At 66.0% G+C, this 14,729-nt stretch carries 9 protein-coding genes; 5 read left to right on the top strand and 4 right to left on the bottom strand.

Features of this window, described 5'->3' with window-relative positions; genetic code table 11:
• A partial coding sequence (locus Q0925_RS05725) for a plastocyanin/azurin family copper-binding protein (RefSeq protein ID WP_299332694.1) occupies nucleotides 1–325 on the top strand: 325 nt, incomplete at its 5' end.
• 254 nt (nucleotides 326–579) lie between these two features.
• On the opposite strand, the gene Q0925_RS05720 is transcribed toward Q0925_RS05725, so the two are convergent.
• Nucleotides 580–1,494 (bottom strand): thiamine-phosphate synthase family protein, encoded by a 915-nt coding sequence (locus tag Q0925_RS05720; RefSeq protein ID WP_299332692.1) that lies wholly within the window; start codon nucleotides 1,492–1,494, stop codon nucleotides 580–582.
• A 119-nt stretch (nucleotides 1,495–1,613) separates the two neighbouring features.
• Between Q0925_RS05720 and Q0925_RS05715 the strand changes: the two genes are divergently transcribed.
• On the top strand, nucleotides 1,614–1,958 hold the full coding sequence (locus Q0925_RS05715; RefSeq protein ID WP_299332690.1) for a cupin domain-containing protein: 345 nt from the start codon (nucleotides 1,614–1,616) through the stop codon (nucleotides 1,956–1,958).
• A 53-nt stretch (nucleotides 1,959–2,011) separates the two neighbouring features.
• Here the strand turns inward: Q0925_RS05715 and Q0925_RS05710 are convergent, their stop codons facing one another.
• From Q0925_RS05710 to Q0925_RS05700, 3 genes are all read right to left on the bottom strand, one after another.
• On the bottom strand, nucleotides 2,012–3,028 hold the full coding sequence (locus Q0925_RS05710; protein WP_299332687.1) for a tyrosine-type recombinase/integrase: 1,017 nt from the start codon (nucleotides 3,026–3,028) through the stop codon (nucleotides 2,012–2,014).
• Nucleotides 3,025–3,408 carry a DUF5805 domain-containing protein gene (locus Q0925_RS05705; protein ID WP_299332685.1) on the bottom strand — a complete coding sequence of 128 codons (384 nt, stop codon included), beginning with the start codon at nucleotides 3,406–3,408 and terminating at the stop codon, nucleotides 3,025–3,027. The genes Q0925_RS05710 and Q0925_RS05705 overlap by 4 nt, the downstream gene beginning before the upstream one ends.
• A gap of 183 nt (nucleotides 3,409–3,591) precedes the next feature.
• Entirely contained in the window at nucleotides 3,592–4,284 is a 693-nt protein-coding gene (locus tag Q0925_RS05700) for an SOS response-associated peptidase (RefSeq protein ID WP_299332683.1), read from the bottom strand.
• Nucleotides 4,285–4,897: 613 nt separating this feature from the next.
• Here Q0925_RS05700 and Q0925_RS05695 point away from each other — a divergent pair.
• The 3 genes from Q0925_RS05695 to Q0925_RS05685 all read left to right on the top strand — a co-directional run.
• Nucleotides 4,898–5,317, top strand: coding sequence for a winged helix-turn-helix domain-containing protein (locus tag Q0925_RS05695; RefSeq protein WP_299332680.1), 420 nt, complete (start codon nucleotides 4,898–4,900; stop codon nucleotides 5,315–5,317).
• 37 nt (nucleotides 5,318–5,354) lie between these two features.
• Nucleotides 5,355–12,458 (top strand): PAS domain S-box protein, encoded by a 7,104-nt coding sequence (locus tag Q0925_RS05690; protein WP_299332678.1) that lies wholly within the window; start codon nucleotides 5,355–5,357, stop codon nucleotides 12,456–12,458.
• A partial coding sequence (locus Q0925_RS05685; protein ID WP_299332675.1) for a response regulator occupies nucleotides 12,455–14,729 on the top strand: 2,275 nt, incomplete at its 3' end. The genes Q0925_RS05690 and Q0925_RS05685, both read left to right, overlap by 4 nt.

Here is a 14,729-nt window from a genome sequence, read left to right as displayed (position 1 = left end):
CGACTTCGAAAGCGACCTCTCCGCCGACGCCGGGTTCACCTTCGAGCAGACCTTTGAGGAGGCGACCGTCGCCAAGTACTTCTGCCAGCCCCACCGCGGCCTAGGGATGAAAGGCGTCGTCGTCGCCGGCGACATCCCCGATTCCGGCGGCGAGGGCGGCGGGGGCGGTGGTGAAGGCGGCGGTGGAAGTGGCGGTCCAACGGTCCCCGACAGCGCCAAATCGCTCGCCGTCGCGCTGACCAGTGCCCTCGTTTCGGTGCTCGCACTCGCGTACTTCTTCATTCGGTACGGCGGCGATTACGGCGAGGAGTTCGAGGGCGCCTGACAGTCGAACGACCGTACCCGACGACCCCGGTGCCCGATCTCTCGGATCCCCCACCTCTCCCCGTTCTCGAAGCGAGTTTGACCGCTCGGACGAACGACCGGCTCCCGGACACGTCGGAGTCTACCGGCGCGCCGCCCGCTCCGGCGTTTCGATACCCGTCGGACGACTCGACCGGCCCGCTCGAACCGGGCTCTCGCCGTCGTGTGTCCACCGTCGGGATGAGGAAGGTACCACCGTAGCCCTCACGTGGCGCGTCAGTTCTCGATACGGCTGATGAGGTCGACCGCACGGTCGACGGCATCGACGGCGCTCGTCCCGAGGACGTACGTGATCGGTTCGATCCCGAACGCGCCCTCGTGGTAGATGACTCGTGGGACGCCATCCGCAAAGTGGCCGTCGAGTCGCTCCCGCCGGTTCTCGTAGTCGGCGTCGAACGCGACGACGTCCATCTCTGCCGGGACCGCCTCAAGAAGGCGGTCGCTCGTGGCGAGGTTGAGGGCCCCCCTGATCGAGGACTCGGCGCTCACGGCCGCGAGAACGGTCGTCGCGACGTGGTGTGATGCCCCGAACTCCGGGTTCGACGGCACGTTGAGTCCGCCACGCATCGCGTGGATACGCCCAGGGACGGCCGCCACGTCGGTCTCGTCGGTTGCCCCCGGGAGTGCCATCGCCACGTTCGTCCCGACGTTCGGGACGTGTGTGGCCACACCCGGAGTGTTCGACAACCGCCGGACGGCGTGTCGGACGTTCGAGAGCACCTCCCGTTCGGCTTGGACCGCTCGGTCGCGCCCGCGCACGCAGAGGTCACACCCCATGCCCGCCAGCGCCGGCATCTCCTCCTCGTGGATCGCACAGATCGGCCCCCGATCCTCGAACGTCCGCACGAGGTCGAGCAGTTCGGCCAGCGCCTCGTAGTCGTCTAACGTCCCCGCGTCGAACCCCTCGGCGATGCGTTCGACCGTCTCTTGGGCCCGCGAGTCCGACGCGAACCGCTCCTCCGTGGTCCCTTCTCCCGACAGATACTGACTGACAGCCGCCTGTGAGACGCCGAGTCTGTCGGCTATCTCGCGCTGTGGGAACCCACGGTCGGCGAGTTCCGCCGCCAGCATCGATCTGATGGTTGGCAGGAACCGTTCAACGACGATTTCGCTCGGCAACTGAACCGTCACGGTTTCACCCTCCGATCGCGTTCCATGGTCCCCCACTCGGAGCGCCAGAAGTTATACTGTCGGCCACGCGCGGTTGACCGCCCGTCACGTTTAGACGGCCGGTAACCGTACGCCCGCCGATGCACCCGGTATCCTTCGACGCGGCGGAGACGTACGAACCCGACGAGGGCTGGCGACGGGTGTCGCTGGCCGGAAGCGAGGCGTTCAGCTTCGAGTGGTTCGAGAAACCGCCCGGCCACTCCTCGCCGATGCACGACCACGCGAACGAACAGGTTTGTCTGGTGTTGTCGGGCGAACTCACCGTCTACACGGCCAACGACGCGGTGACGCTAACACAATATGACTCGGTCCATCTGGCGCCGTGGGAACCCCACCGTGTCGAGAACACCGGCGACGAACGTGCGGTCGGGGTCGACGCTTTCGCCCCGGGACGTTCCTTCGACTTCTGGACCGACCGGGAGTAGCGGGGAGCCGCACCGCAGATTTCGTATCGCGACATACAGTTTATTGACTTGGCTCACGCCAACGTGTAGATGTGCCGGTCGTACGTTCGGCGCACGCGGTCACCCCAGTCGTGGGTGTAGGTGTCGATAACGTCGCTGGCCACGTCGCCACGGAGGTATTTCACGATGCCGCGGTCGCCTGTTCGGTCCCGGAGATGGGTTGTGAAGAAGTGACGGAAGTAGTGTGGTGTGACGTTTTCGGCTGCGCCGCCGCCGGCGCGGTGCCACCCGCGTTCGCTCGCATGCCCCTCGACGATGTGGTGAACGACGTGTGGCGTGACGCGTTCGCCCCATCGGTCGCCGGTACTCAGAAAGAGCGGCTCCGCCCGGGAGGCGGGGTCGGGCCGGATCGCAAGCCAGCGAACCAGCGACCGTCGCAGTTCGCTGTCGACGGGAATCACCGTCGCTCGCTTGCGCTTGTTCGCCGCCGTCCGTCGCTCGCCCTTGATGACATCGTTGACGGCGCGGTCGGCCGCGACGAACAGGGCGTCTCCCCGACCGTCCAACTGTGGCCGGACCGACACGTCGGGCCGGTTCCGGGTCGTCGGGATCGAGAGATCCCGCAGATCCACGTTGCACAGTTCACCCACCCGGACCCCGGTTTTGAGCATCGTCAACAGGAGCGCCCGGTCCAGCGGATGCTCGATCGAGGCGAGAAAGTCACGCATCTCCGGGACCGAAATCTCCCGCCGGGTCGGATCGGTGTTGATCCGCTCGTCCATCTCCTCGACGACGAGTGCCATCGGGTTGGCGTCGAAGGCTCCGACCTGTGTCATGTACGCGTAGAACCGGTGGAGGTACGCGGCGTAGGTGGCAACGGTGCTCTCGGCAACGGTGTTCCGGAGACGGTGGACCCACGCCATACAGTCCCTGTGTTCGGCGGTCGCAGGGTCACCGACCCCACGTTCTTCGCCGAGAAACGCTTCGAACTCCCGGAGAACACGCTCGTAGGATCGACAGGTCCGGTCGGTTTTGCCGTGGTAGGTCATATCCTGCAGAAAGTAGCCCACGGGGTCGTCGCCGGCGCTCATGGCTCCTCCCGGAGGACGTAGCCCTCCCGTCGCCTGTACTTCACGACGTTTCGCTCCTGTAGGGTGTCGAGTGCCGACTCCAACCTGTTCTCCGTGTTCTCGGTGAGTCGTTCGAGGAGTTCGTCCCACGAACGACCGTCCTCCGGGTCAAGGAGCTCTTTCACCTGGGGTTCAAGCCCCGAATCAGCCGCTCCACCGGGCTCGTCGTCCGTCGTCGCGGCCGACCGCTCGGGCACCTCGAAATCGCGCCGACCGGCCTGTACCATCGTCCGGACGAACTCGCTTTGACTCATGCCGAGGCGGTCGGCGTGTTCTCGCCACCGTTCTTTCTGATACGGTGGCACGTACGTCTTCACCGCGACGCTGTCGCTGTCTCCCATGATCTACCCCTTGGCCCCCGACCACTTCAAGCTGGGACCATAGGCAAAGATAAGTGCTCTTAGATGTGACCGTAGTACTGTATTTTGTCCCCGCTTAGTGTTGTATCTGTGAGTGAGGTATTAGCCTGCAGTTCAGTTGGTACTGTACTCACAAATACAAATTTTGCCGCCCAGCGCTACGATTCATCCCACTCGCTCGACAAGCGACGGATCGTCGACGGTCGGATCGTTCACACGCGTCGAGACGGGGTAGGCCGTCAGGTCGTCCGCGGGATACGGAGCGAGAAGGTCGAGTGCCTCGTCGACGGAGCCGTGAAGCCACGTCGACTCCACGCCGGGTTCGAGGATGACAGCCATCCGGTGGTGGAGGTCGGCGATCAGGTCGTTTGGCTCGGTGGTTACGATGGCGAAGGTGTCGACGGGGTCCGGGTCGGCCGACACGCCACCGTTCTCGAACTCTCCTAACCCCGCCTGGCGGGTTTGCGGTTGCCACCGCGACCGGATCCCGGCCATCGCGAACGGCCGGTCGTCCTCGAACGCCACCCGGTACGGTCGTTTTCCCTCGTGGCGGTCGACCCACTCGTAGAAGCCGTCAGCCGGGACGAGACACCGCCGGTGTTCGACCGCGTCCGCGAAACTGGGCTTTTCGGTCAGCGTCTCCGCGCGGGCGTTGATGAGATCAGTCGACGCCTCGTCGGCCCACGGCGGAATCAACCCCCACTGGTGGCCACGCATTCGGTCCGGGTCGTCGCCGGTGATCACCGGGAGGGTCTGGCCGGGCGCGCAGTTGTACCGCGGGTTAAGATCGGGCGTCGCCGTGTCGAACCGCTCGGCCAACGCCGTCGCCGCCGTGAACAGGGTGTACCGACCGCACATACCACGCCCTTGGGTGGTGGCGGTATAAACCGGTCGCCGCTCCGCGGTTCCTTCCGCAGTAAATAAAGTTCATGTCGCTATATAGAACCGGCGGGTGGCGAGCCTCTCAATGCACACGGGGATCCGGCGTTGCTCACAAACGGGATGTACACGTTTCGGATAGGCCGACACCACGAGGGACCGACTCGTGTTCGGGTGACCGTGACCTCCGCACCGAAGCCGTTGTTGAGGGCGGTGTCCTTGGCGACAGGAGCGGACGGTCGGCCCCGGGCGGTCGGCTCCGCTCGACTGATACCGAGCGAGACGAGAACGGTCATGTGGCGACACGCCCGGGCGTTTTCACTCACGACAGACTACCGGCCAAGACACACGACGTCTCCCGATCACCTCTCACCACCCCGGGCGGCCGGACAGAGGCCCTCGGAGTGGACGGGATTCGATGGGCACTCCGCTGGCCGCTACGGTCGTCGGTCTATCCGGCACAGCCTGCCGTTGTTGGCCGACCCAGCCCCGGCACACCGATAGCTATCGGCACCGATCAGTCGGTGCCTATCCGAATAGGGGCTGTCTCTTTCAGCAGTGATAATCATACACTAGCGAGGAGTAACTCATCATGAAGCCCGTACGAGCGCTCGGCCGGGAGTACAGCATGGCGATTCTCGGGGCGACGGAAACGCCGGCGTCGGTGACACAGCTCAGCGAGTCGCTGGACATCCCCGTCGCGACCTGTTACCGCCGCGTCGGCGAACTCGCCGCGGTCGGCCTTCTGGAGGAGGCCCCGTCGGCGGCGGACGATGCGTCGAGGGCAGTCCAGTACCGGCGAACGACCGATGCCGTGGGTATCAGGTTCGCTCCGGTCCCCTCGCTTTTCGCCTGGACGTGTGTCCGTGAGGCGGTGGGCACCGACGCATCAAGCCTCGAGCGCTCCACGGGGGCCGAGACGCAGAGTCCGACCCGTTCCGCGACAGATGGGTTCGCTCCGGCCACCGCGGCCGCCACGGAGCAACACGGCTCTACGGGAAACGATGCGTAACCGAGCCGTTCAATTGCGCGTGATGGGTACGTAGTATATGCATAGCCCTCACCCGTCCCGTGGACCGTCCGGACCCCTTCTTGCTCTGTCGGCGAAGCTCAACGGAGCCGAAACGGTCGAGACCGCGGTCGCCCGCACGACCGACCTGGTGGAAACGGTGTTCGACCAGCCGGTCGTGAGAGTCTGTGCGTACGATCCAGCGACGGAGTCGGTCACCACGCTCTCGTCTTCGTCCAGCGGTGACAGCGCTCCGGACCGGATGCCGGAACCGCTCGCCGAACGACTCGGCGAGTGTGGGAACGATGTCTCGGCCGGAGACATCCCTGAAGCGACCGTCGACACGGACCCCCCGGACCCGATTCAGGCCGAGGCTCTCGTTCCCGTCGGGCGCGACCGGGTGTTGCGCGTCGGTGTCACGGGGTCTGACGGTCTCAGTGATGTGGACAGCACCGTTATCGAAGGCATCGCGGCGAATCTCGAAGCCACGTTGGCCCGGATCGACCACCGGCAGCCGCCGGCCGTGGATTGCGACGTCGCTCGTGCGGTGTTCGACCGGTCGGGTGATGCCACGTTCGTCAGCGACACCGACGGCACGCTGGTGGCGGTCAACCGGGCCGCGGTCGAGTTGACGGGGCGTGACCGGGAGACGCTCCTATCGACCCAACTCCCCGACGTTTCGGGGGAGGCGGCGGCCGAATCCGTTCGTGCGCATCTCGAACGTGCCGCCACCGACGCGTCGGACCCGCTCACCACGACGCTCAAACACGCACGCGACGGCGATTTCACGGTCGAACTCACGAGCCGACGGATCGGCGTCGACGGGACGAGCTATCTCCACACGGTGGCCCACGACCTGTCGTCGGACGCACAGCCCCGGCGGGGATCCCCCGAACCCCCGGCCGAGAACGACGTGACCGCGCTCCGCCGGCTGAACGAACTCACGGCCGGCGTTGAGGCGTTCGACGAGACCATCGAACGACTGTTGTCGCTCGGGTGTGGCCACTTCGGTCTCGATACGGGCGTTCTCTCGCGTGTCGACGGGGACGACTACGAGGTCGAGGCCGTTGTCGACGCGACGGGCACACACGAACAGGGTGCGGTGTACGACCTCGGCGACACGATGTGTGACGTAACACTCGCCGCCGCGACCGACCCGCTCGCGTTTGCCGATGTCGCAACCACCGACCATCGGACCCACCCGGCGGCGGAGACCGTTCGGGCGTACATCGCAGCGCCGGTTAGCGTCGACGGCGAGACGTACGGGACGGTGAACTTCTCGATGGAAGAGCCGCGTTCGGAGGCGTTTCGCCCCGAAGAAAAGGAGTTCGTCACGCTCATGGCGGGGTGGATCGGGACCGAACTCGACCGTCGCCGTCGGGTCGAGGAACTGGAACGGTACGAGACGATTCTCGACGCCGTCGACGATCCGGTGTACGCGCTGGACGCCGACTGGCGGTTCACCTTCGCCAACGAGGCGGCGGACCGCGAGTTCGGTGACGGCGAGGGGCTGATCGGCCGGCATCTGTCGGTCGGAATCGACGATTCGGACGTCGACCGGATGCAAGAAGGGGCCGAGAGGCTGGTCGCGGCCGACGAACGGTCGACGGCCGTCGAGTTCGAACTCGAGACGGCCGACGGCGGTCACAAAACCGTCGAGAACCGACTCGGGCTGATCGGGGCCGGCGACGGGGAGTTCCGCGGCACGGCCGGCGTTCTCAGGGATGTCACCGCCCGAAACGAGCGACAACGACAGTTGGAGGCGTTCCAACAGGCAATCGAGAAGGCGGTCGACGGGGTTGCGATTCTCGACGGCGAGGAGTACACCTACGTCGACCGGACCCACGTCGACATGTACGGCTTCGAGAACGAGACCCAACTGCTGGGGAACACGTGGCGAGCGTTGTACGACGACGACGAAATCGAACGACTGGAGGCCGAAGCCTTTCCGGCGCTCGAATCCGAAGGCTACTGGCGCGGGACGGTGACCGGCAGTCGTCCCGACGGGTCGACGTTCCCCGCGGAACTCTCCCTGACCACCATCGACGACGGGCGACTCGTCTGTACCGTCCGTGACGAAACCGAACGCAGAGAACGAGAACGCGAACTCACGTTGAAAGAACGGGCGATGGACGAGGCGACCGTCAGCATCCAGATCACCGACCCGACAGCGGAGGACGCCCCGCTGGTGTATGTCAACGACGGGTTCGAGCGGATGACCGGATACGCTCGCGAGAACGCACTCGGTCGCAACCCACGATTTCTCCACGGACGTGACACCGACCCCGAGCGGCTGGCGCGACTCCGCGAGGCGGTCGCCACCGGAGAGCCAGTCTCGCTCGAGCTTCGGACCGAGCGGAAAGACGGCACGCCGTACTGGTCCCGTCTCTCTCTCACACCGATCACGGACGAGAGCGGCGCCGTCGAGAACGTTATTCGCATCCAACAGGACGTCACCGAGCGAAAAGAACGCGAGCGACGGATCGCGGCCAGAAGCGACTTTCTCAAGCGCATCTACGAACTGACGACCGACCCGGAGCGGACCTTCGACGAAAAGATCACCGGACTGCTTCAAGCCGGCAGGGACCACCTGGACCTGCCCTACGGGTTCCTGACACGTATCGAACGGGACGACGCGGGGGCCGGCACCCAGACCGTCGTTGAGGCGCTCGGATCCCACGAGCGTCTCCAGCCGGGGGCGCCGGCACCGCTCGAACGGTCCTACTGCCGGCGGACGATCGATCAAACCAAGCCCATGGCGCTCACCCACGCGGCCGAGGCGGGGTGGGCGGACGACGCGGCCTACGAGACCTTCGGACTCGAAACGTACATCGGGGGCGAAATCGTCGCCGGTGACGACCTGTACGGGACGCTGTGTTTCGCCTCAAAGGAGCCCCGGGATCGCCCCTTCGACGGGTTCGAGCGGTCGTTTATCCGGTTAGTCGGGCGGTGGGTCGGCTACGAGATCGACCGCCGAAACACTCAGGCGGAACTCCGGGATCAGCGCGAGCGACTCGAACTGACGTTGTCGGGGACAAACACCGGCATCGTCGAGTGGGATCCGGAGATGGACACCGTGGAGTGGAACGAGACGCTGGTCGAACTGGTCGGTCGGGAGGTCGAATCGATCGAGGCGTTGAACGCGGCGATCCATCCCGACGACCGTGACCGTGTCCAACGGCGGTTAGAAGCGATGGTCGAAACCGGCGACCCGTGGACCGGGGAGTTCCGGGTGCGCGACGACACCGGTGACGTTGTGTGGCTGGGCACACGGGCAACACCGGTCTCCGAGAACGGTGGCGAACCGGTTACGATACTCGCAACGGTGTCCGACATCTCCGACAGAAAACAGGCGGAACGCGAACAGCGGCGTAACGAGCGGCGGTTCGAGTCGTTGTTCGACGATCCGGGAATGCTCGTGGGACTGCTCGACACCGACGGACTGTTGTTGGATGCCAACGAGACCGCAATGGGGTATGTCGACGCCACACCCGGGGAACTCCGCGGTGAGCCGTTCTGGGAGACGCCGTGGTGGAACCGCTCGGAGGAACAACAGGCGGCTCTGCGGGAGTGGGTCCGCCGCGCGGCCGACGGCGAGTACGTCGAGTACACCGCGACACACCCCGGCCCCGACGGCGACCCGCGCGACGTCGCCGGAACCGTTCGGCCGGTCGCCGACGACTCCGGAACGGTCCGGTCGTTGCTCGTCACCGGCCGCGACGTCACGGAGCGCGAACGAAGTCGGCGTGAACTCCGGAACCGACAACGAAAACTCGACCTCGTGCTCTCTAACACGGACACGTCGGTTGCCGAACTAACCCTCGAGAACGGAACGGAACACTGGGACGAGGTGGTGGGAAACACCGACACCGGATCGCCGGAGACGCCCGAGTCGTTTATCGAAACGGTCCACCCGGAGGACCGCGCGCGCTTGCGGTCGGACCTCGAGACGATGACCGCCGCCGGTGAGCCACTGGACGGCGAGTACCGTCTCGTGAACGAGGACGGTGACACCGTGTGGGTCGCCGCACAGGCCGTCGCCGTCGCCGATGGGGCCCGGAACGAGAACGAGAACGAGAACGAGAACGAGAACGGGTCGGCCGAACGGGTCGTGGCGATAGCGACCGACATCACCGAACTCAAGGAACGCGAACGGGCACTCGAAGAAAGCCAAGAGCGGTATCGGACGTTGTTGCGGGCCGCGCCCGACCCGGTGTTTGTCGCCGACGTCGAAACCGGCGACATCGTCGAGGCGAACGCCGCAGCCGAGGCGATAGTCGGACGATCCCGCGACGACATCGTCGGTCACAGTCAGACGGAACTCCACCCCACCGACGACGCCGAACTGTACGAAGCGGCGTTCGAGCAGTCCGTCGGGAATTCGAGGGTGCTTTCTGAGCTTCCGGACGGGACACAACCGCAGTTGCGCGACGCCGACGGCGAGACGGTCCCCGTCGAGATCAGCACCGCCACGGTGGGACTTCCACAGGGTCCGGTGATGTACGGCGTGTTCCGTGATATCTCCGACCGCAGAAAAGGCGAACGCGAACTCGAACTGAAAGAACGGGCGATGGACGAGGCCAACGTCGGGATCACGATCAGCGACCCGAACCAGGAGGACACCCCGCTGGTGTATGTCAACGACGGGTTCGTCGAGCAGACCGGGTACACACGCGCGGACGCCATCGGGCGCAACCGCCGGGTCCTGCACGCCGATGAGACAGACCATGCGGCGCTTGCGGACCTGCGGGACGCGATAGCCAACGCCGAGGCGACGACCGTCGAACTGCGTGACTCCCGCAAGAACGGCACGCCGTTCTGGAACCGCCTCTCGGTGACGCCCGTCCACGGCGAGAACGGCGAGTTGCTGAACTACATCGGCGTTCAACGGGACATCACCGATGAAAAAACCAGAGAGGAACGCCTGCGGGCGCTCCACGGATCGACGCGGGAACTGCTCCGGGCCGACAACAGCGAGGACGCGGCCGCCATCGCCGTCGAGTCCCTGTCGGCGGCGTTTGACTTCCAGCAGTCGGCCCTGTATTTCAGACGGGACGACGCGCTCGTGAGCGCGGCCATGACGGGAACGAGCGACGCCACCCCGCCCGACCGGATCGAGCGGGGACGGACACCGTTGTGGGACGCCGTCGAAACCGGCGACCCGGTCTGGTACGACGACTGTGGGGCTATCGACGACGGCGTCGACCGCGGATCGATCGTTTCGAGTGCGTACTTTCCGGTCGGTGACCACGGCGCCGTCGCGGTGGGCGTCACGGACTCCGACCGTCTCGACGAGAGCGAACGGAAACTGGTCGAGGTGCTGACCGGCAACCTCGCGTCGGTGCTCGACACCATCGAGCGCCAACGGGAACTGTTCGAGGAACGCGAACGGTTCCGACTGCTGACCGAGAGCGTCGACGAGTACGCGTTTCTCGTCGTCGATGAAGACGGCGTGATTCGGACCTGGAACAACAGCGCAGCACAGACGTTCGGCTACGACGCTGACGCGGCGGTCGGCATGTCGATGGCCGAACTCCATCCCGAGGCCGACCGGGAGTCGAGACTCCCCGACCGGTTGCTCCAGCAGGCACAGATCGCCGGCGAGAGCGCCCACGAGGGCTGGCGCGTTCGCGAAGACGGATCGACGTTCTACGCGGACGTCCGGTATGCGCCACTCGAAACCGACGACGACTCCGGTGGCTACGCGACGATCGTTCGTGATATGACCGACCGGCGGCGCGAGCGGCGTCGGACCGAACAGTTCGTCAAGGAGTCCGACGACGTGGTCACCGTCGTCGATACGGACGGGACGGTGCGATACGCGAGCGGATCGGCAACCCGTGTTCTCGGGCACGACCCCGACGATCTCGTCGGCGAGAACCTTTTCGACTACCTCCACCCCGACGCCCGGGAACGGGCGATGAAGACGTTCTTTAGGGGTATCGAGGAGCCCGGCGGACGGTTCCAGATCGAGTGCCGCTTCAGATCGGGCGACGACGAGTGGCTCAACGCGGAGGGTCGGGGCCGGAACATGCTGGACGACGACGCCATCGACGGCATGCTGTTGTATCTCCGGAACGTGACCGAGAGCAAGAAACGAGCCCGCCGGTTCGAGAGCATCTTCAACCAGACGTTCCAGTTTACGGGTCTGCTGGCCCCGGACGGCACGGTTCTCGAAGCGAACGACGCCACCCTCGAGTTCGGGGGGGTCGAACGCGACGATATCGTCGGCGCACCGATTGCCGATGCCCCGTGGTGGACCCACTCCAAGACCGCTCGTGACGACGTCGTGGACGCCATCGAACGGGCCGCAGACGGCGAGTTCGTCCACTATCAGACGGAGGGACGCGGTGCCGACGGCCTCGCAGTGGTCGACTTCTCGTTAAAACCCGTGACCGACGACGACGGCGAGGTGTCCATGCTCGTCGCCGAGGGACGAGACATTACGGCACAACAACAACACAAGCGCCACCTGGAGGTCATGCAACGGGTGATGCGTCACAACATGCGAAACGACCTCACAAAGATACGCGGTTGGACGCGGGTGATTGCCGAGGAGACGGACGCGGAAAAACGGGCCGAACGGTTCGAAACCGTCGAGCGAATCCTCGACAAGTGGGAGTCGATGACCGAGAAGATGAGAGAGATACGAACCGTGCTCAGGTCCACACAGGAGCGTAGGGTGGGGCGGGAGGCCGGGGTGTTGTTGGAAGAGGCCGTCGCTCCGGTTCGTGCGGAGTACGCCGGCGTGACCGTCGTGACCGACGTGCCAGACACCGGATCGAAGCTCCCCGCGACACTGCTTGACGCGGTTCGCGAACTGGCCGAAAACGCCGCCGAGGCGTCGGCGGAGCCTACGATCGAGGTCGAACTCGACCGTTCGGCGGACGGCTGGACCGAGGTGGTCGTGAGCGACGACGGCCCGGGACTGCCGGACATGGAAGCGAAGGTGCTCGAAACCGGCGAGGAGACGCCGCTCAACCATGGCCAGGGACTGGGCCTGTGGATGGTCCGGATGATCGTCACCCAGGCCGGCGGTGACGTGTCGGTGGAGGTGGCCGGCGACGGAACGGAGGTCCGTCTGTTGCTCCCGACGGCCCGGACGGCCGAGGCCGAACGACCAACCGAGACGGCAGAACGATGACCGGGCAGTCGACCCTCCCAGGCGTTCTCATCGTCGAGGACGACCGGAGCATGGCCGACCTGTTCGCCAGGTGGCTCAAAGGGAGGTACGACGTCGACACCGCCTACGATGGGGCCGACGCCCTCGAACAGTTGGACGAGACCGTCGACGTGGTGTTGCTGGACCGGATGCTGCCCGGGCGCTCCGGGGGCGAGATCCTCGAAGCGATCCGGGACGCCGATGTCGACCCCCGGGTGGTGATGGTCTCGGCGGTCACACCCGGGCTCGATGTCGTCCAGATGGGGTTCGACGCGTATCTGGAAAAACCGATCGAGGCCACGGCGCTACACGAGACGGTCGAGCGGATGTTGACCCGCGCGGAGTACGACGAGAAACTCCAGAACCTGTTCTCGTTGATCGAGCGACAGGACACCCTCGAAGCGGTAACGAAACCGGAGGTTCTCGAAACCAGCGAGGAGTACCGCTCGCTCACCGACCGTCTCGCAACGGTGCAGACGGAGGTCGAGTCGTTGCTGACGGAGCTTCCGGACGAGGACTTTCAGGCCGCCGTCGAACGCCTCCAACGGACGGCCGCCGAGCGAACGAGCGAGCGGCGGTACGAATCGCTCACCGAGGACGTACTCGACAGTTCACGGGAGGCGACGGTCGTCGTCGACGCCGACGGCTCCGTGGTGTGGGCCAACGAGGCGACCGAGACGTTGCTCGGCGTTGCCCGGAGTGACCTCCGTGGCCGCGAGTACGCGAGCGCCGCGGCGGAGTATTTCACCGACATCGAGGCCGAGGCGGGGTCGCTCGTGTCGCTGGTACGAACCGGGTTGTCGAGTCACGGGGACCAACTCGACGCCACCGTTCGCGTGCCCGGAGGCGAGGCCGGGACGGAGCGGTGGCTGGAATACTGGAGCGCACCGATCGAAACCGGCCTGTACGCCGGCGGGCGGATCGAACATTACCACGACATCACCGGTCGGCACAGGCGTGAACGGTACCTCCGGACTCTTCACCGCGCAACGCGCGGACTGATGGCCGCCGAAACCGACGATGACGCCACCGCACACGCGGTCACGACCGCGACGGAGGCCCTCGATTTCCCGTATGCCGCGGTGTTTACCAGAGACGACGGCACCGGTAATCTCGTCCCGGCGGCCGGCGCACCGGCCGACCCCGAGACCGACCCGACGTTGCCGACGATTTCGGGGGGTGTCGACCCGGTCTGGACGGCGTTCGCCGACCGCACGGACCACCTCACGGCCGAGGCGTACCGGACACACAACGGGTCCGGGTCCGGCGGGTGGCTCGACGACGCGTTCGACGACTGGCTGCTTTGTCCGCTCGGCCAACAGGGTGTGTTTCTCGTAGCCACGACCGACGGGTGCTCGCTTTCGGCAACAACACGGACCCTCGCGGAGACGTGGGCCGCGAACACACAACAGGCGCTCGAACAGCTCGCCCGAACCCGGCGTCTCCGGGAGCGTGACCGGGAACTGGAACGGCAGAACGAACGGCTGTCGCGGCTGGACAGGATCAACCAACTCATTCGGTCCATCGGCCCGGCGGTGGCGAGCGCGGACACCCGCGCCGAGATAGAGGCGGCGGTGTGTCGCCGCCTCGTCCGACTGGATACGGTCACCGGCGCTTGGGTCGCAGACGTCGACCTCTCGACCGACGGGACCGTCTGCAGGGCCCGGGCGGGCGGCCTTGAGGGGTACCTCTCGGATGTCCCCCGAGCCACACCCCAACCGACCGAAACCGGGACCGGGACCGGGACCGACCCCGGTCCGGTTGAGGCCACGCCGGCGGTCCCGGCGAGACGAGCCTACGAAACACGGTCGCCGGTCTCCGTGACGGATCTCGTGGCCACCGAGTCCGGCGTGTGGTGGCGCGACCGCGGGCTAAAACGCGGAACCAACACGCTCGTCGCGGTGCCGGTCGTTCACGAGTCGACGCGGTTTGGCGCGATAGAGGTACACCTCGACCGTCCCGAAGGGATGGTGACCGAGGGGGTCGACGCCTTAGCGGAACTCGGCGTAACCATCGGCCACGCCATCGGTGCGATCCGACAACGGGATGCCCTCCTGTCGGGTGGCGGCACGGACCTCACCTTCCACGTCGACTCGGAGGCGACGTTGTCCCGGCTTGTGAGGGCCGTCGACGCGTCACTCACGGTGACGGATGTCTCGCGCCAAGACGACGGCACCTGTGCGGTGTTCGTCGCGGTGGAGGTCACCCCCGGCCGCGACGGTGACCGCATCGCCTCCCGGATCGAAGCCACGC

It is taken from the genome of Haloplanus sp., from assembly GCF_028275055.1.
GTDB lineage: Archaea > Halobacteriota > Halobacteria > Halobacteriales > Haloferacaceae > Haloplanus.
Note: the sequence above shows the minus strand (reverse complement) of the source record. Positions and strands in the feature narration are given on the sequence as shown.